The sequence below is a fragment of the Actinokineospora iranica genome (assembly GCF_900101685.1).
In the GTDB taxonomy this organism is placed as follows: Bacteria; Actinomycetota; Actinomycetes; order Mycobacteriales; family Pseudonocardiaceae; genus Actinokineospora; species Actinokineospora iranica.
Genome location: NZ_FMZZ01000001.1, coordinates 814,828 through 831,507, shown reverse-complemented (window position 1 = coordinate 831,507; position 16,680 = coordinate 814,828). Strand labels below are relative to the sequence as shown.

At 66.8% G+C, this 16,680-nt stretch carries 24 protein-coding genes; 14 read left to right on the top strand and 10 right to left on the bottom strand.

The window, feature by feature from the left end; all coding sequences use genetic code 11:
* The first annotated feature begins 106 nt into the window (after positions 1-106).
* The 5 genes from BLS56_RS03815 to BLS56_RS03800 all read left to right on the top strand — a co-directional run bounded on the left by BLS56_RS03815 (position 107) and on the right by BLS56_RS03800 (position 4,863).
* Complete coding sequence (locus tag BLS56_RS03815) at positions 107-1,228, top strand: acyl-CoA dehydrogenase family protein (protein ID WP_091448158.1); 1,122 nt, start codon at positions 107-109, stop codon at positions 1,226-1,228.
* Positions 1,229-1,257: 29 nt separating this feature from the next.
* The gene (locus BLS56_RS03810) at positions 1,258-2,400 is read left to right on the top strand and encodes a CaiB/BaiF CoA transferase family protein (protein WP_091448156.1); all 1,143 of its coding nucleotides are present in this window, start codon (positions 1,258-1,260) and stop codon (positions 2,398-2,400) included.
* A gap of 630 nt (positions 2,401-3,030) precedes the next feature.
* Positions 3,031-3,192 carry a hypothetical protein gene (locus tag BLS56_RS31220; protein WP_175482647.1) on the top strand — a complete coding sequence of 54 codons (162 nt, stop codon included), beginning with the start codon at positions 3,031-3,033 and terminating at the stop codon, positions 3,190-3,192.
* A gap of 234 nt (positions 3,193-3,426) precedes the next feature.
* Positions 3,427-3,918 (top strand): transcriptional regulator, encoded by a 492-nt coding sequence (locus tag BLS56_RS03805; RefSeq protein WP_091448155.1) that lies wholly within the window; start codon positions 3,427-3,429, stop codon positions 3,916-3,918.
* 75 nt (positions 3,919-3,993) lie between these two features.
* Positions 3,994-4,863, top strand: a complete 870-nt coding sequence (locus BLS56_RS03800) for a lytic transglycosylase domain-containing protein (RefSeq protein WP_139190503.1) — start codon at positions 3,994-3,996, stop codon at positions 4,861-4,863.
* A 282-nt stretch (positions 4,864-5,145) separates the two neighbouring features.
* Here BLS56_RS03800 and BLS56_RS03790 read toward each other — a convergent pair whose 3' ends face one another.
* Together BLS56_RS03790 and BLS56_RS32055 are read right to left on the bottom strand one after the other, a co-directional pair.
* Positions 5,146-5,547: a hypothetical protein gene (locus tag BLS56_RS03790; protein ID WP_139190502.1), complete on the bottom strand. Its 402-nt coding sequence runs from the start codon at positions 5,545-5,547 to the stop codon at positions 5,146-5,148.
* A 22-nt stretch (positions 5,548-5,569) separates the two neighbouring features.
* On the bottom strand, positions 5,570-6,529 hold the full coding sequence (locus BLS56_RS32055; RefSeq protein ID WP_228771326.1) for a hypothetical protein: 960 nt from the start codon (positions 6,527-6,529) through the stop codon (positions 5,570-5,572).
* Between the two features lie 18 nt (positions 6,530-6,547).
* On the opposite strand from BLS56_RS32055, the gene BLS56_RS32050 reads away from it, so the two are divergent.
* Genes BLS56_RS32050 through BLS56_RS03775 form a run of 4 tightly spaced genes read left to right on the top strand, consistent with a single transcriptional unit; the run spans position 6,548 to position 9,056 of the window.
* Positions 6,548-7,381 (top strand): DEAD/DEAH box helicase, encoded by an 834-nt coding sequence (locus BLS56_RS32050; protein ID WP_228771325.1) that lies wholly within the window; start codon positions 6,548-6,550, stop codon positions 7,379-7,381.
* The gene (locus BLS56_RS30385; protein ID WP_139190500.1) at positions 7,333-7,947 is read left to right on the top strand and encodes a hypothetical protein; all 615 of its coding nucleotides are present in this window, start codon (positions 7,333-7,335) and stop codon (positions 7,945-7,947) included. The genes BLS56_RS32050 and BLS56_RS30385 overlap by 49 nt, the downstream gene beginning before the upstream one ends.
* Before the next feature lie 18 nt (positions 7,948-7,965).
* Positions 7,966-8,274: a hypothetical protein gene (locus BLS56_RS03780; protein WP_091448150.1), complete on the top strand. Its 309-nt coding sequence runs from the start codon at positions 7,966-7,968 to the stop codon at positions 8,272-8,274.
* A 17-nt stretch (positions 8,275-8,291) separates the two neighbouring features.
* The gene (locus tag BLS56_RS03775) at positions 8,292-9,056 is read left to right on the top strand and encodes a hypothetical protein (RefSeq protein ID WP_091448148.1); all 765 of its coding nucleotides are present in this window, start codon (positions 8,292-8,294) and stop codon (positions 9,054-9,056) included.
* 577 nt (positions 9,057-9,633) lie between these two features.
* On the opposite strand, the gene BLS56_RS32970 is transcribed toward BLS56_RS03775, so the two are convergent.
* From BLS56_RS32970 to BLS56_RS32965, 4 genes are all read right to left on the bottom strand, one after another.
* Positions 9,634-10,143 carry a gamma-glutamylcyclotransferase family protein gene (locus BLS56_RS32970; protein WP_407640470.1) on the bottom strand — a complete coding sequence of 170 codons (510 nt, stop codon included), beginning with the start codon at positions 10,141-10,143 and terminating at the stop codon, positions 9,634-9,636.
* Entirely contained in the window at positions 10,028-10,816 is a 789-nt protein-coding gene (locus BLS56_RS03765; protein WP_228771324.1) for a hypothetical protein, read from the bottom strand. The genes BLS56_RS32970 and BLS56_RS03765 overlap by 116 nt, the downstream gene beginning before the upstream one ends.
* Positions 10,817-11,201: 385 nt before the next feature.
* Positions 11,202-11,762, bottom strand: a complete 561-nt coding sequence (locus tag BLS56_RS30380; protein WP_139190499.1) for a hypothetical protein — start codon at positions 11,760-11,762, stop codon at positions 11,202-11,204.
* Positions 11,650-12,072 carry a helix-turn-helix transcriptional regulator gene (locus BLS56_RS32965; RefSeq protein WP_175482646.1) on the bottom strand — a complete coding sequence of 141 codons (423 nt, stop codon included), beginning with the start codon at positions 12,070-12,072 and terminating at the stop codon, positions 11,650-11,652. The genes BLS56_RS30380 and BLS56_RS32965 overlap by 113 nt, the downstream gene beginning before the upstream one ends.
* 251 nt (positions 12,073-12,323) lie before the next feature.
* On the opposite strand from BLS56_RS32965, the gene BLS56_RS03755 reads away from it, so the two are divergent.
* From BLS56_RS03755 to BLS56_RS32040, 3 genes are read left to right on the top strand one after another with little or no spacing between them, the layout of a single operon-like run.
* Positions 12,324-12,728 carry a hypothetical protein gene (locus BLS56_RS03755; protein ID WP_091448144.1) on the top strand — a complete coding sequence of 135 codons (405 nt, stop codon included), beginning with the start codon at positions 12,324-12,326 and terminating at the stop codon, positions 12,726-12,728.
* Complete coding sequence (locus tag BLS56_RS32045; RefSeq protein ID WP_228771323.1) at positions 12,725-13,015, top strand: hypothetical protein; 291 nt, start codon at positions 12,725-12,727, stop codon at positions 13,013-13,015. The genes BLS56_RS03755 and BLS56_RS32045 overlap by 4 nt, the downstream gene beginning before the upstream one ends.
* 16 nt (positions 13,016-13,031) lie before the next feature.
* Entirely contained in the window at positions 13,032-13,340 is a 309-nt protein-coding gene (locus tag BLS56_RS32040) for a hypothetical protein (RefSeq protein ID WP_228771322.1), read from the top strand.
* A 27-nt stretch (positions 13,341-13,367) separates the two neighbouring features.
* Here BLS56_RS32040 and BLS56_RS03745 read toward each other — a convergent pair whose 3' ends face one another.
* Entirely contained in the window at positions 13,368-14,045 is a 678-nt protein-coding gene (locus BLS56_RS03745) for a hypothetical protein (protein WP_228771321.1), read from the bottom strand.
* Between the two features lie 170 nt (positions 14,046-14,215).
* On the opposite strand from BLS56_RS03745, the gene BLS56_RS03740 reads away from it, so the two are divergent.
* Together BLS56_RS03740 and BLS56_RS03735 are read left to right on the top strand one after the other, a co-directional pair.
* On the top strand, positions 14,216-14,536 hold the full coding sequence (locus BLS56_RS03740) for a hypothetical protein (protein WP_175482680.1): 321 nt from the start codon (positions 14,216-14,218) through the stop codon (positions 14,534-14,536).
* A gap of 69 nt (positions 14,537-14,605) precedes the next feature.
* Positions 14,606-14,959: a DUF3817 domain-containing protein gene (locus BLS56_RS03735; protein WP_091448141.1), complete on the top strand. Its 354-nt coding sequence runs from the start codon at positions 14,606-14,608 to the stop codon at positions 14,957-14,959.
* On the opposite strand, the gene BLS56_RS03730 is transcribed toward BLS56_RS03735, so the two are convergent.
* The 3 genes from BLS56_RS03730 to speD all read right to left on the bottom strand — a co-directional run bounded on the left by BLS56_RS03730 (position 14,925) and on the right by speD (position 16,668).
* Positions 14,925-15,347 (bottom strand): FMN-binding negative transcriptional regulator, encoded by a 423-nt coding sequence (locus BLS56_RS03730; protein ID WP_228771320.1) that lies wholly within the window; start codon positions 15,345-15,347, stop codon positions 14,925-14,927. The genes BLS56_RS03735 and BLS56_RS03730 overlap by 35 nt on opposite strands.
* 77 nt (positions 15,348-15,424) lie before the next feature.
* Positions 15,425-16,270 carry a spermidine synthase gene (locus tag BLS56_RS03725; protein WP_091448139.1) on the bottom strand — a complete coding sequence of 282 codons (846 nt, stop codon included), beginning with the start codon at positions 16,268-16,270 and terminating at the stop codon, positions 15,425-15,427.
* The gene (speD, locus tag BLS56_RS03720) at positions 16,267-16,668 is read right to left on the bottom strand and encodes an adenosylmethionine decarboxylase (RefSeq protein WP_091448138.1); all 402 of its coding nucleotides are present in this window, start codon (positions 16,666-16,668) and stop codon (positions 16,267-16,269) included. Before speD ends, BLS56_RS03725 begins: the two co-directional genes overlap by 4 nt.
* Positions 16,669-16,680 lie beyond the last annotated feature (12 nt).

Below are 16,680 nucleotides of genomic sequence, written 5' to 3'. Positions count from 1 at the left end.
ACAGTCTGGCGGGCATGTACCTTCCTAGTTGAACTTACATTCCGTCTCGATTGTTTCCCAGTCATAGGAGGTCGGGGTCGTGACCCTCACCCAGCGTTCACCCTGGATGGACGAAGACCTGGACGCGTTCCGCGACCTCGCGCGCACCTTCTGCGAGAAGGAACTGTCCCCGCACACCGAGCGCTGGATCGAGAACAAGCAGGTCGACCGCGAGCTGTGGCACAAGGCGGGCGAGGTCGGGCTGCTGTGCCTGTCGATCCCCGAGGAGTACGGCGGCGGCGGTGGCACCTTCGCCCACGAGACCGTCCTCATCGAGGAGCAGGCCCGCGCGGGCGACGGCGGCTGGGGCGTCGCCCTGCACAACGGGATCGTCGCGCACTACGTCCTCGCCTACGGCACCGAGGAGCAGAAGCACGCCTGGCTGCCCAAGCTCGCCTCCGGCGAGTGGGTCGGCGCGATCGCGATGACCGAGCCCGGCACCGGCTCGGACCTGCAGAACATCAAGACCCGGGCGATCCGCGACGGCGACGAGTACGTGGTCAACGGCTCGAAGACCTTCATCACCAACGGCGGCCAGTGCGACTTCGTGATCGTCGTGGCCAAGACCGACCCGACCAAGGGCGCCGAGGGCACCTCGCTGATCATCGTGGAGTCCGAGCGGGCGGGCTTCCGGCGCGGCCGCGTCCTGGACAAGATCGGCCTCAAGGCCCAGGACACCGCCGAGCTGTTCTTCGACGACGTCCGCGTTCCCGCAGCCAACCTGCTCGGCTCGGCCGAGGGCCAGGGCTTCGTCCAGCTCATGCAGCAGCTTCCGCAGGAGCGCCTGATCATCGGCGTCACCTCGGTGATCGCGATGGAGCTCGCCCTGCGCGAGACGCTGCGCTACACCAAGGAGCGCGAGGCGTTCGGCCGCCCGGTGTTCTCCTTCCAGAACACCAAGTTCACCCTCGCCGAGGTCGCCACCGAGGCCAGGGTCGCCCGGGTGTTCCTGGACGACTGCATCGCCAAGCACCTGCGCGGCGAACTCGACATCCCCACCGTCGCGATGCTCAAGTGGTGGACCAGCGACCGCGCCATGAAGGCCATCGACGAGTGCCTGCAGCTGTTCGGCGGCTACGGCTACATGAGCGAGTACCCGATCGCCCGCATGTTCACCGACCAGCGGGTTCAGCGGATCTACGGCGGGACCAACGAGATCATGAAGGAAATCATCTCCCGCACGCTCTGAACAGCCTGCTCAACCCGAGAGGAACACCTATGGGCACCGGACCGCTCGCTGGTCTGAAGGTCGTGGAGCTCGCCGGGCTCGCCCCGGCCCCGTTCGCCTGCACCGTGCTGGCCGACCTCGGCGCCGACGTGGTCCGGGTCGACCGCGCCCGGCCCGGCTTCGACGTGCTGACCTTCCCGAACGACCCGCTGACCAGGGGGCGGCGCTGGATCGGCGTCGACGTCAAGTCCCCAGCAGGGCTCGACCTGGTGCTGCGGCTGGCCGACACAGCCGACGTCCTGGTCGAGGGCTTCCGGCCGGGCGTCGCCGAGCGCATGGGCCTGGGCCCGGACGCCCTGCTGGCCCGCAACCCCCGCCTGGTCTACGGCCGCATCACCGGCTGGGGGCAGGACGGCCCGCTCGCCCCGGCCGCGGGCCACGACATCAACTACATCGCCATCGCGGGCGCGCTCGACCCCATCGGGCAGGCGGGCCACAAGCCGACCGTGCCGCTCAACCTGCTCGGCGACTTCGGCGGCGGCGGGCTCATGCTGGCCATGGGGGTGCTGGCCGCGGTGATCGAGCGGCAGTCCTCCGGCAAGGGCCAGGTGGTCGACGCGTCGATGGTCGAGGGCGCCGCGCTGCTGACCACGAGCCTGCACGGGCTCAAGAACCTCGGCCTGTGGAACAACCCGCGCGGGGAGAACCTGCTCGACGGCGGCGCGCCGTTCTACGACACCTACGAGACCGCTGACGGCAAGCACGTGGCCGTCGGCGCGATCGAGGCCCGCTTCTTCGGCGAACTGGTCAAGGTCCTCGGGCTGGACCCGGCCGAGGTGCCCGACCACATGAACCCGGAGAACTGGCCCGCCCTGCGCGACCTGCTGACCAGGACGATCAAGACCCGGACCCGGGACGAGTGGGCGAAACTGGCCGAGGGCACCGACTCGTGCCTGTCCCCGGTCCTCACCCCGGACGAGGCGACGGCGCACCCGCACAACGTGGCCCGGGGCACGTTCGTGGAGATCGGCGGGGAGCGGCAGCCCGCGCCCGCCCCGAAGTTCAGCCGAACCGCCCCCGGCGTCCCGACCGCGCCGAGCGCGGCCAGGGCGGACACCACCGAGGTCCTGGCCGAGTTGGGGCTCAGCGCCGCCGAGATCGACCGCCTGCGCGCCGACGCCGTCATCGCCTGACCCTGCTGCCGCTGACCCTGCTGCCGCTGGTCTGGCTGTCGCTGGTCTGGTCTGGCTGTTGCTGGCCTGGCTGTCGATGGTCTGGCTGTTATTTGGCCCGGCGAGGCTGATTCGGCCGTCGGCGACTTCGCTTGCCCCCGAGACAGGCTATGGGGGCGCTTGTGGCATCCCCATAGCCTTGTCAGCTCGCGTCGCGGCCATCAGGCGCGCGGCGTGCCGCGGCGGGCCTGCCTGCTGGGCAGGCGCGCCTGCCCCCGAGGGCGTCGCGCCGTGGGAGATCCCTCCACCGGTGCCGTGGTCAGTTGTATAACGCCAACGGGTCCAGGGGTGTCCATCCTGGGCCGGCTGCTCAAAGGTGACACGTTTTTTGGGACGGCCGGGTCGCTCCGCGGGCAGGTGAACGCCCTCACCCGTCCGCGACGGGGGCGAGCGTGTGTCCCCTACGTGATCGATTGGGTAGACCCGTAGAGTGATCCACAACGCCATTGGGGTCGCCACGGGGAACATTTTCACTCTCGGTGCGTCCTAGTGCGTGAAAGAGACGCCTCCCCTGGTCGAGATGGGGGATCATGGCGCGTGATGGGGCCCGCGGAGCAGCGGCGGCGCGGGCGGAGTGGACGGAGCGGGCTGATGAACGCGAAGAAGGTCGCGATCCTCGTGGCGGTCGCCTTGGTGCTGTTCTATGTGATCACTCAGCCGACCCAGGCCGCGGAGGCCGTGCAGGGTCTGCTCGGCGCGCTGCGGGACGGTGCTGAGGCCATCATCACTTTCCTCAAGAACCTCTTCGCGTAGGCCGATACCTCTACTGACGGGTAAGTGCCAGTGCGGTGGCGGAGCTCTGCCACGCGGGCGATCACACTCGGTGATGATCTTGTGTTTGGGGAAGATCCAAATTGGACCGTCCGGGTGGATCTCGCGTTCTGGAGGCCCGTTCGGCGAACTGATCCGTTTTGGGTCTGGCGATCTGTCGGTCCCTGCCCCTACGGTTTCAGCCATCGAGTGATCATGAGACCTCCAGGAGGCAGAATGCTCGACGACCCCGGGGTCGACGCCCTGGTCCGCCAGTGGACCGCTGAGCGCTCGCAGGACGCCGACGCTGATGAGGCGGCGCGGATCGCGTCGGAATGGCTTGCCGACGCCCCTGTCGTCGCGTCGCCGGGCATTCCCGGCCAACGCGCACGCGCAGGTTCGTCCCGCTGGGCGACGGTCGAGGCCGCCGACCCGCGCTACATCTCGGCGATGCGCAAGCGGTTGCCCGAGGTGCCCCACGAGCTTCTCGCCGCAGCGGCGGGCTGGTGGCAGATGGTCGGCGGCGTGGCCGAGGCCGAGGAGTGGTGGGACGCGGGCATGAGCCCGCTGGACCAGCGCGCCCTCGACTACCGCGCGGCCGGTCTCGCGCCGTCGGACCTCGCGCGCAGGCTCGGTCCCCTCACCGTGCTCGAACACCTGCGCCGCGGCAGCGCGCCCGCCTGGTGCGTGGCCCGGTTGCAGCGCCAGCGCCGCGACGGGGCGGCCTGATCGTCTCGCCCGAGGTGGCGTTCGCCACCTCGCGTTACGCCGCTGTGCTCTTGTCGTTGATGCTGTCGTCGACCGGTGCGTGCTCGCGCCCCGGTGGCGACTGAGGACTGGAGCGCGGTGGCGGACACGAACTCCCCGGCGGTCCGGCGCGGGGGCGTCCTGATCAGGCTGTCGATCGTGGCCGTGACCCTGGTCGTCGCCGCCGTCGCGGTGTGGCTGGTCCAGGTGGCGGTCGCGCCTCGGCCGAGTCCGGCGAGCGCGGAGATCCCTTCGCTGGAGATCCCGGCCGCGCTCGTCGAGCCGAACTCGGTGGCGCCCGTCCAGGTGGGGCCGGGGCCCGCCGCACCCGAACCGCAGGCCGGGCAGAACGGCACGGACCCGCTGCGCGCGTGGGCGGAACGGCTGGCCGGTCCCACCCAGATCCCGGTGCGGGCGCTCATGGCGTACGGCAACGCGGAACTGGCGGTCCGGGCGATGTCACCAGGGTGCAGGCTGTCGTGGGCGACGCTCGCGGGAATCGGCCGCATCGAGTCCGACCACGGCCGCTACGGCGGCGCCACCCTCGGCGCGGACGGCCGTCCGTCCACGCCGATCATCGGCGTCCCGCTCGACGGGTCCGCTGGCGTGAAGGCGATCTCCGACACCGACGGCGGCCAGTTCGACGGCGACGCCGCGGTGGACCGCGCGGTCGGCCCGATGCAGTTCATCCCGTCGACCTGGAAGCGCTGGGGCGCGGACGCGAACCTCGACGGCAGAGGCGATCCGCAGCAGATCGACGACGCCGCGCTGGCCGCGGGCCGCTACCTGTGCGCCAACGGCCGCGACCTGGGCACCCCGACCGGCTGGTGGCAGGGTGTCTTCTCATACAACAACTCCGTGCCCTACGGCCAGAAGGTCTTCGGCCTGGCCGACGGCTACGCCCGCACCTCAGCGGCGGCCCGTTAGACCACATCGGACCTACGCCTAATTGCCTACGCCACTTCGCCGTACGGCCATTGCCGTGCACATGGCGGGCCACCACGGTGAAGCGGGACGATAGCCAGGCGAGGTCCAAGTACTCAGCCTGCCTGCGAATGCAGGCGGTACTGACGTTCTCGGCAGGGCGCGCGGCCAAGCCCGGATAGGCAGCAAGCGCGGTACGGATGGCCTGGACTTCGCTGGCATCGACGCACTGTTCGGCGCGCTCGGCCTGAGCAGCGTCGGTCAGCACAGCCGGGTCGACTGTCGTTAGCTCCTGGCAGCCCGGTTGCGCGCGTCTCGTGTGGTCTTCACCGCGATGGCCACGGAAACGACCGCGAGTGCCAAGAGAGCGAAGACGATCGGATTAACGTAGGGGGGAACCAGATCGTATTCCGCGTTGCACTTCCGGCTGATCGGAACGAACGTCAGCCCGCCGTGCTGTTCGTCGTAGTCACGCTCGCGGACGATCGTGCAGTGCTCCTCCACGTCGAGGGCGAAGGTGTGCCACAGCCCCCACGCGTACATCACCGCGGCTCCGCCCACCGACCACATCGCGCGTGGCACCCACCGTGCCGCTGCCGCGGGGACTCTGCCGCCGATGATCATCCACAGGAGAAACCCCATCGCGATCAGCATCAGAGGCGACAGGACGAACAGCACTACGACCACAGAGCTCATCGCCCTTTCGCGTTCAGCGCCCCGCAGCGCGGCGCGTGTTCTCCTGACCTGGCAGGTCCAGTAAGAGGTCCGCGTACCCCTGCGGGAACGGGTCCAGCTTCTCGGCAGGCAGCGACCCCGGTGGGAACGAGTCCCCGAGAACTGCCAGGCGCAGGGTGTTCAGGACCGGGTCCAGTTCGGGGCCGCCGCTGACCAGCATGGTCTTGGCCGTCGCGACGGCGTCGGCCGCCCTGCCGTTGTGCCGGACGGTGAAGAAATCGCCGAACCTGCGCAGGTGTCGGGTGCCGCCGATATGATCGCGGATCGCCTGGTTGATCTGGACGCCGCCGCGCACCTGCCTGCCGATCAGGAGGGTGTCGACGTCCTCGATGAAGTCCGACAGCGAGAACGACGAGGTGACGTTGATCTTCGCCAGGCGCTCACGGCAGAACACCAGACCGGAGGCGAACTCGTCTCCGTTGTCGGGCCACTCGGCGTAGAACGAGCACCAGTCGCCGCCCCGTCCGCCGAAGTCGCCGCGGTTGACCGAGGTGCCCACCCCGTGGTTCTTGACGAACATGGCGTGGGCGCTGGTGCCGAAGTGGTCGACGTTGATTCGCACACCCCACGACGGGTCGATGTAGGAGCGCACTCTGCTGTTCCGGTGACGGGCCTCGGCGTAGTTGATCCAGTCCGTGGAGACGTTGCCGAGCAGCTGGTCCCAGCCCGATCCGGTGCCGTTGTACCTCGGGTGGCGCAGGTACTGCATGACCAGGTCGTTCGGATTCCCGTTGTTGTAGGCCACCGCGGTGGAGTAGAGCGCGTCGATGTAGTCCAGGTATGCGTCTACCGGGGACGCGGTGCCGCCGACTCCGTCCTTGCCCACGCCGGGTTCGAGGTCGGATCGGTGAACGACCCGATCGAGGTCGAACGAGTCCGAGCCGGAGGTGAACCGGAACTCCTTGATCTGGGTGTACACCCAGTTCGCAGGCATGGCGAAGCCGTCATCGGGATGCTGGCCGCGTTGTGGGCGGTGCTCGGACAGAGGCGGAAGGCCGCGTGGATCGTTCCGCAGCGTTCGCTCACCACCGAGCTTGTCAGGTCCTTGACGAAGTGGAAATCGTTGGGGTTGCGGATCGAGGTGCTCTCCGGGGAGCCCGCGGTCGACGAGAACAAGGCGCGGCTCGCCGATGTCTGGGTGGCGACCACCGAGAAGTTCGAGGCCATATCGTGCGCCACGTCGCTGCGCTCGGCGCTCGACCGGGTCGGTGTCCTTGTGGTGGATGAGATTCATCTGCTCGGGGACACCAACCGCGGTGCCACGCTGGAGGCGTTGCTGACCCGAGTGCGTGGGCCGGAGTCCCCGGTTCGCGTCGTGGGATTGTCGGCGACCGCGGCCAACGCGGACGAGGTGGCGCACTGGCTTGGCGCGAAGCACGTGCGCACCGTGTGGCGGCCGACCCGTTTGACCTGGCAGTTGCCCGCTGTGGTCGCCTCCGGGAACGATTGGCGCACCAAGGAGACCGTCCGGTCCCGGTTGGCCGCTCGCATCACCAAGACCGTCGTCGACGACGGTGGCGCGGTCCTGGTCTTCTGCGGCAGCAAACGCTGGGCCGATCGGGTGAACGGCCATTGGTTCAGGCGACAAGGTATGAAGGCTGCTGAAGATTGTTCGGCAGCGTGGGACAGTGGTTGTCCGGTTTCGGAGAGGGTGAGTCTGTGGATGGTCGTCGGTGGGGGTTCGAGGAGGCCGACGAGGCCGATGTCGAGGATCTTGCGCGAGCGGCGGCGGAGCCCGTGGAAGACGCTGAGACGGTCGCGGGTCGTGATCCCGAAGAGTGCGTGACTGTTGTTGTGGATTTGGAAGGGGCAGTTCGTGCGGTCTCGCTTGCTGTGGACTGGCGCAGGAAAATTGATCCTCGCCGTTTGCACGTCAACGTCCAGACGGCAGTGAACGCCGCCGCGGTCCAGGCCATGTCTCGGAAAATGGATGATGGCGTTCTGCAAGGGGTGGCGCAACGGTCAACTGGCGGTACGAGCGGTTCATTGGACGAGACACCGATCTCGGTCGGTGATGCGCAGCGACTGTTGGACGCCGCGTTCGCCGACCTCGAACAGTTCTCCCGGAGGCTGGAGGCGGTCGCGGGCCATACCGTTTCGCTTGACAGCGCGGGTGGTCATGTGTCTGGTGCCGCGCGTCGTGGGCAGGTCGTGCAGTTGAGCATCGACACGAACTGGGCTACGGCGGCCCGTGACTCAGAGATCGAGAGCGAGTTGCTTGAGGTTCTTCGTCGGCTTCAAGACGACAGTTCGGCAAGCGAGTTCTCGAGCGGGCCGAGCAGTTCGGCCATTGACGAGGTGAACGCGTTGTTGGGTGATCCGCAGCGGCTGTTGCGCAGGCTCGGCCTGTGATTTCGACTGGAGAGAGACATGACTGGTACTGATGTCGGCCTCGAAGCGTTGCGGAGCGACGCGAACAAATGGGCCACGGCGGGCAACACAACGTCGGCCCCTGCGGGTGTGATAGCCGAACTGGCACTCGGTGGCGCGGACATGTCGATGTGGGCGGTGGATTGCGGGCTCGACCGGACGTATGACGAGTTGCGCACGACCCTGCAGACGCAATTGAGTCGAGCGGCGGAGAATTTCCACGCGATAGCCGCGACCTTGCGGCAGACCGCGGAGACCTACGAGCGCGAAGAGCAAGCGAACGCCCAGAATCTCAAGCAGACCTACTGATCGGAGGCGGTGACCAAGTGAACGCGATCGTTCAGGAGACCTCCGACAAGGCAAGGGAAATCGAGCTCAAGTCCAACGAATTTTGGGATGCGGTCAACGATGTGTTGAGCTGGGTGCCGGAACCGCTCAGGTGGATCATCGAGCCCATTCGAGTGGGGATGGCCGAACTCGGGCAGAAGATGCGGGAGTTCTGGGACAGGGTCAAGCAACTGTTCGAGCAACCGGGGAACGCCGACCGCCTCAAGCAGGTCGGTGAGCAGTGGACCACCCTGGTCGGCGACATCTGCAAGGACATCGCCGAGACCATCAGCCTCGACAAGATGCGTACCAACATCGAGTGGCAGGGGCCCGCTGCGGAGTCCTACAAGGCGCAAGTTCCGCCGCAAAGCGAGGGACTCACCACCATCAAGGACATTGCGGGTCAAGTCCGGACATCGCTCGACAATCTGGCCAACTCCATTGACAGCTTCTGGCTCGCCATCAAGTTCGCCTTCGCGGGCTTCGCTATCGCCATCATCGCCGCGATCGCCGCGGCGTGCACCGTTGTCGGAATTCCTGCCGCCATCGGCATCATCATCGCGGCTGTGGCTGCCGCGCTCGGACTCGTCACCGCTGCGGTGATGGCGCTCGAATCGCATGTCAACACGATCGAGAACGAACAGACTGCGATTCGGCAGCGGGTGACCGATCTAGCCGACGGGTGGACCATGACCGACACCGCCGCCTTGTCGGACGCGTCAGCGAAGGACGGCGATCCATCGGATTGGCGGTCCAACCGGTGACGTTTGTCCCCATCCCGGTCAGCCCCGAACCCACCCCCCTGTATGTTCGGATCACAGCCCAGCACGAACGCAGCCTTCGTAGAAGATCGACGTGGGCAGGGATATCGCAGATCGTCGTGTGCCTGGGTGTGGGTGTTGCGTTGGTCCTGATTAAGCCCAACGGGTTCAGCGCCGTAACAGGTGGCCTCGTGGTGTTCTCCGGGCTGCTGAGCGGGATCGCGACGTGCGGAGCTCGCACCTACCTCGCGGGCACGTTGCTCAACGCCACGGGCGCGGCGGTCCTCAGGCGGCTGATGATCGCACTGTGCTCATGTACCAGCGTACTTGCCGCTTTCACCGCAGTTCCCGTTGTCGCAGGCGTGGACCATCGAGCAACTGGAGTAGTCGCCGTTGTCTCGGTTGCCCTCGCCTGTCTTGCGGTTTCCGGCATGGTTCTCGTCGCGCCGCTACTCAAACCTGGAGGCCGTTGATTCATCGGCTAACTCAGCATCCGCTCCTCCACAAGTCCGCTGTTGCCGGGTTCGAGTCGAATCGTGGCTGTGCGAGGCTGACTAGGGGTTGCCTAGATCGACCAGTGTCAGCGTGACCCAGCCTGGCCAAGGTCGGTCCGGACTGACTCATGCCGTTGTCGCCATATTCGGCATCGCTCGACGTAGGAGTCAAGTTCGTGTTCGGCGAAGTGCTTCGCGTCCCAGTCCTGAGGCAGCACGCCGACAAAGCTGTGGCACACATATGCCCAACCGCTGCGATTGTTATCGAGAGACAAGCAGTGAAGCTGGTATATTTCGTTCTCAAAAGCGTCCAACACATGCCACTCTTGGGTAGTCAGTCCCAGGAGCAGGATGCCGTTGGCCGTTCCCGGGGCGGGCACGAGTGCCGGGTAGACGTAATCGGCCAGCGCCGCCACCCGCCACCCTTGGGCCTGGGCGGGTGCGTTGGCCGGGACACGGTCGAGCAATGCCAGAAGAACCTCAGGGAAGCGTAGGCTCCCGTAGACGAACAGTGGTTCCTGGTCCTCCGATAGTTGGCCCAGTCGGCCACTTGGCTTCGAGGTCGGCCGGGCTAAGCGGGTCGCGGTATGCGTCATGAAGAACCTCCTGTGCCACAGTACCCGGCACCTCAGCCAAGGCGACAAACCAGTCCAGACCTGCCGGGTACGCCCACAGGTAAGAACGCAGGAGGGAGTCAGCGCCGCAATCCGCGAGGTGGTCGGCGATTTCCTGCTCGGTCCAGAATGGCACTCTTTCTTTCGCGTGGGCCGCACATTCTGCCGCGCTTGTTCCATTGTTGATGGCCAGATGTAGTTCGGCTCGCACGAGTTGAAGATAGTGGTCGAGCCGCACGCGAGTGGCCAGTGCCAGGTCGTCCGCGTTGACAAACAACGGCAGAGCCTGGGCAAGTCCTTCCAAGAGAACTTGGTGCGGTGCGAATACCGACAGCAGTCGAACCCAGGGCACGCTTTCGTGGGCGCACCGCGCCGCCAAATTGGCGTATTGCAATCCGTGGCCGAGTATCTCGTGTAGCGCGAATTGGCGGGCGCGCACCCGGGTGAATCGTGCCCGGCGTAGGTTGATTCTCAAGCGTATGTCCTGTCCAGCGCCGTCCAGCCAGTACGCCCAGTAAGCGTCGACTGCGACCGTCTCAACGCGCAGCCTGAAGTCGGCAGTCGCTCCAGTGGCCTGTCGCACCAACGGCTCCAGTTCGTCGGCGGCCTGCCGGATCGCCTGCGGCGCCTCTTCCGCTTCTAGCGGGCCTTCCATGGCTTCGAGTTCTTTGTTGGTGTCACGGTGCCAGCCGATACCCAGTTCGGCGATGTGTGTGCGCGCTTGTTCGCCGCGAGTTTCGACGTGGTTCGCAGGCCACCCGGAAAATCCGCACCCCTGCGTTGCCCTGAGCTAGTTGCCCAGCGGCCACCGCTCTCCCAGAAGGGCGCGGAGATAAGCCAGATCGGCGCCGAGACGTTGACCAAGCCATGAGTCAGGCGAAGTCTCGTGCTGTAGGTCTACAAGTTGGCTGTGTACCCAGAGACGGTCACGAGCCGCCGGAACCTCATGTTCGACGGGATGGCAGTCGAAGTCGATTATGGCAGGATTGCCGCAGCTCAGTTCGTATGCGTTCCAGGAACGGAGTACCTGTTCGATCTGGTCACGCAGAACCACGGTCAACCTCCCAGCGGAGTGTGATCACCTGATTCGGGTGCAGCAGTTCTCGACGTAGAGTGAGCGTCACGTCACCTTCGGAATCTTCCCAGTCCAGCGCTTCCGTTGCCGAGTTCTGTGAGCCGTCCGGGTGTTCTTCCAGCGTGACACAGCTCACGAGTTGCCGGGCGCCGCGATGCCGGAGTCTGATGGAGAACTGTCGTGTGTATCGCATAGCAGTCTGCTGCCAGTGGTGATCGCTGATGAACCGACCGCCTTCGCATGTGTACCCGACAACAGCCGATTCGCCTGGTTGTATGGCAGGTGAGGGCGAGCAGGCGAACTTGGCCAGGTTGTTGGTGTCGTGTACCCGGGCTATGGCGACTCGACGTTTCCCTTCTTGCAGTGGGCGAATACGCAATATTCCTTCGGTATGCTCGAACCACAACTCGCGGCTAAGTCGGGAGACTGGGCGGGGGTCGTGGTTGAACAATTCGTGCCGCCCGGTTAAGGTCGCATTGCCCGCCTCGTCGATATCGACGAGAAGCTGCACGGTCAGTTCGATCACGGCATTTGTCTGTTTGGCGAGATGCTCCCATCTCTGTTCTATTTCTGTTATTGGGGGCCGTGCTTTCGGGAAAAGCGTAGGATGCGCTGGAAGTGTTGGTGGTGGATCTGTTTGCAAGTGAGTTCTCAAGTTCGTCTGGTGACAAGCGGAGAAGTTTGGCCAACTTGGGCCGCAAGTAGGGCAAGGGTTCGTTGCGGCCTTGCTCCCACCGGAAGATGGTGCCACGGTCCACACGCATCGCCTCGGCCAACGTCTCTTGGGTGTAGCCCGCCGCCTTGCGCGCGCGAGCCAGGCGGGTCCGCTTCTGCACCGTGTTCTTCCCTCCATCGGGTGACAGTCTGCATCAGGCGCGTTACTGCTGGTCAAGGCTAGCAGTGCCTATCTTCGCCGCCAACAGACCAGATTCCGTGCTCTGTGTCCGCTCGCGGGCACGGACCACGCTCACGAGAGACACCCAGCGCTGGAGCAGCCAGCGTCCGGTCTCTGCCCCAGGTATGTGGCGTAATGGCCCGTTCGGGCGCTGGGTGTCGTCTTCCCGTTGCCGTGTTTGGGAGTTGACCGATGGCTTATGTCCTGATCACCGAAGCCAGTGCCGTGTCTCGGTTTCCGGAGTTGCGTGACCTGTTGGCGGCGGGGGAGGGCAGATGGAGGTTTCACCTGCTCAGTGAGAACGACGACTCGTTTGGTGTGGCGGCCAGTCGCCGTCACACGACGCACACCGATGGGGTCTTCGTCCTCGGCCGAGGTCAGGTGCTCGGAATGCGGGTCGTGCTTGATGCGGGAGGCGGCATCGGGTGGATGAAGCATGGTGCCGACATCGTTGGCATTGCTCGGGAGTTGGTGAAGCTGTCCGCGCCAGGTGAGCCGTGGGCGCCAGATGTGTTGCTTCCGGTGGACGCGTTGCTGACTGACCCGAGTGGCAACCGCATTCGCCCGGTGGGGCCTGTGCTGGGAGGTGCGGTGTGAGTGATGTCGGTTCGGTCGCTGATCGGGGCGGGATGGTGGTTCCGTATGTCACCACGTGGAGTGGGGAGGACTGGGTGAGGTTTCCCCGTGTCGTGGAGCGGCGCGGTGGAATGGGGATCGGCTATGCCGATGAGATCCTGGCTGATCGGGACAGCAAGGGCGTTCTCTGGGATCGGGTGACGGGCAAGCGCGGGCAGGGCAGGCCGGAGTTCGCGAAGGTGCATCCGTTGCGGCAGCGGCGTGGCGATGCGCAGGCTGCTGTGTCAGGTGTGCGGGGCAGCGGCTGATCACACTGGCGACGGTGTGCTGTGGCTGCTGCGGGACAAGGGCGAACGATGGCCGGAGGACATGCTGGTCAGCGAGCCGCCGATCTGCCTGCCGTGTGTGCACCTGGCTGTGCGGGCCTGCCCCGCGTTGCGGAAGGGACACATCCTTCTGCGGGCGAAGTCGTTCGAGCTCTACGGGGTCGACGGACTTCGCTATCGAGCGGCGAACCCGTATCCGGTGCCCATTGACCACCACATCGTGGCCTTTACCGACCCCGTTATCCGCTGGACCCTCGCGTCCAAACTGGTTCGTGAAGTGGCTGACTTCTCGGTTCTCAGCCTGTGACAGTCGATGCGACGCCAATCGGGCCGGTCAGGGGCCGACGATTACCGCGCGGTCGCGGATGCGGTCCCAGGTGTGGACTGGGAGGTCGGTCAGGACCAGTAGTTCATCGATGTTGGTGAAGGTTCCTCGGGCGGCGGCGATGCGGTCGGATTCCTCCGCCGTGAGGCCGCAGACTTCGGCGATGACGGGGGCAGGTGCGGTGGCCAGGTCCACTAGGCCGCCGTCGTCGTAGGTGGTGTCGAGGTCCGGGCGGCCGATGTGGAGTTCTCGGGCCATCAGGGGGTCGGTCTCGACGAGGTGCCTGGCCTGGGCGCGGCGGGTGCGGGCGGCCAGGACCTGCGCGATGGCCGGGTCGACGGGGGCAGGCGGCGGGATGGTCGGGTAGTTGGCCCTGGACAGGCCGTAAGCCTCGCGGCGCAGGGAACCGAGTTGGGCGCACGCGGCGACCAGCATCGACAGCAGGGTCAGGATCACCGCCGCGTCCAGCGGGGTCGTGGGGGCGTCCGGTTTCGAACCCTGCACCATGGCGTAACCGAAGACCAGCGCGTCGAGCACCCCGTACACCGCGGCCAGCGCCCAGACCGACCGGCGTCGCAGCCGCACCGCGGCGTGGACGAACGGCACAGCGGCGAGTATCCCCAGGGAGGCGATGACCACCGCGAAGTACCACAGCGAACCGAGTCTGCGGATGACGGGCACGGTCACAGCGGATCTCCTTGGCGGTGGTCGGACGTCACCGGCGACATCGGCCACGGCTCACGCACGTTACGGGACCGTCGCGCTCAGCCGTCGCGGTGGGAACCCCGGTCACGGCGACTCCGCAGGGTGACGGGGGTCTCTCAGGGGTGCGGGGCTAGCATCGGGGCGTGGCCGATTTGTCTCGTGCTGGGCGCAAGGTGCTCGTCATCGCGGTGTGTGCGGTGTCGTTGGCCGTGTGCTGCGGGCTGGCCTGGTGGCAGTGGCAGCGGTTCGAGTCGGCCAATGGGACGTTTCAGAACCTTGGCTATGTTCTGCAGTGGCCGTTGTTCGGGGTGGCGCCTGCCTACATGTTCTGGCGGATGCGCAGGCTGCGGGACCGTGAGGCCGCCAAGCCGCCGCAACCCTCCGGGGCCGCGGGCGAGTCCGAGCCCGACGACGAGTTGGCCGCCTACAACCGCTACCTTGCCCGCCTTGACGCTGACCAGGAGACCCGATGAGCAGGCCTGCGAGCGGATCATTGACACAGCGCGCCCGCGAGTGGGCCGCCGAGCGTGTGAGGTAGACCGATGAGCATGACCGACGAGGAGAACCCGGCCCAGGCGGTCGCCGCCAAGGGGGTTCGCGGTGCGCTCGCCCGGTTTCGGGTGCTCGCCTACATCGTGGGTGTGGGGCTGCTCGCCCTGGTGGTGGCGATGGTCGTCAAGTACGGCTTCGACAACGCGACCCCGGTGGCGATCGTGGGACCGGCGCACGGCTTCCTCTATGCCGTCTACCTGCTGGTCGCGTTCGACTTGGCGCTCAAGGCGCGGTGGTCGGTGAAGGGGACGCTGCTGGTGCTGGTGGCGGGCATGATCCCGTTCGTGTCGTTCGTGGTGGAGCGGAAGGTCACGCACAAGGTTCGGGCGGGCGAGAAGCTCTGACGGCCTCGGCCATCTCGGTCTGACCGTCGGCGGTCAAGCCTGCTACCACGCCAAGAGCGTCCGCGGCAGAGCGGTTCTGGCCGGCCTTGGCCTCGATCCGGCTGATGACCAGTGCGACGCCGCCGATGGCGCGCGGCTGCCCCCGGGCGAACCGCTCGGGCGCGTCGTCCACCGACCACGGGGCCTGCCTGCCCGCCTCGTGCTTCTCGGTCAGCTTGCGGACCAGCGCGGCCAGCCAGTCCACGACCCGGCCGTGCTCGGCCTTGGCCGCGTGCCAGGACGGGGAGGCGCCACTGGTCGTTGGCGCGCGCGACGTGCCCGAGCGGCGAGCCGCCGTCGTGGACGAACGGCAGCGGGGTCGCGGCAGACCTGACGACGTCGCCGTCACCAGGTCTGCCGCGCCGTGATTGGCCAGCAGGCCGCTGACCAGGGAGTCGTCCGCGGCGAAGTGCGCGGGCGGGTGCGTCAGAGCGACCGGCGCACCGTGTACGGCGGGACCGTGCAGCCGCGCAGCGCGTCCGCGTCGATCGTCGACGGCCGGTACGGCAGGGTCTCCAGCCGCGCGATCATCCGCTCCAGAGGGTCCGGAACAGACTCCGCGAGACCGAACAGGAACGCCCACTCGTGCTCGTCGGAGCCGTAGTACACCGTCGTGCCGAACACCTCGTGGAACCGCCGCCACGACCGCAGCAGCGTCTCGTTGCGCCACATCGTCTGGCAGCCCGCCTGGCACACCACGACCCCGCCGTCGGCGAGGACCGACTCGCAGCGGGTGAGGAACTCCTCCTCGTAGAGCCGGTTGTGCTGGGCGAACTCGGGCCGCTCGTCGGGCAGGTCGACCAGGACGATGTCGTAGGTGTCGGTCGTCTCGGCCAGGAACCGCCACCCGTCCGCGTAGTGCACCCGCACCGGGCCGTCACCGGCGACGGCCGCGGAAAGCTCCTCGGGCGTGTACCCGTAGGGCAGGTGCTCGGCGCACAGCTCGACGGCCCGCTGGTCGATGTCCACGTGGTCGACCACCGACGCGCCCGCCGCGACGGCGATCTGGGACACCACGCCCTCGCTGGAGCCGACCACCAGCACGCGCTCCACCTTGCCCGCGAGCAGCAGCGCGGGCACCAGCAGCGCCTCGTGGTAGGTGAGCTGGCTGAACTCGGTGCTCTGCCGGTCGTCGTCGCAGAACAGGCTGACGCCCTGCGCGGTCTTGCCGATCACCAGGTGCTGGAACTCGGTGCGGGTGTCCACCAGCACCTCGGGCATCTCCCACACCCGCGTCATGCCCGCGCCAAGGGGCTCCACGATCGTGGTCATCGGGCGGGCTCCGAAGGCACCGGGTATCCCCTGTGGACGGTGGTGATCCGGGCGTCGAGCGCGCCCAGGTTGTCGCGCAGCAGGGCCACCGCGAGTTCGGGGTCCGCTGTCTCGCCGCAGGTGAACACGTCCACGAACAGAGACCCGATTTCGGGGTACGTGTGGATGGACGCGTGCGACTCCGACAGCAGCGCCAGCACGGTCACCCCCTGCGGTTCGAACCGCTTCGACACCACGTCGCAGACGGTGGCTCCCGCGCTGCGCAGCGACTGCTCGAGGGTGTCGCGGAGGAAGGTCAGATCGTCGAGCAGCAACGGATCGACCCCGTCGAACTCGGCGAGCACGTGTCGGCCTGCGAAGTAGCCGACACCCTGTTCGGGCGCACGGTCGTACGACATCTGTCTTACCTC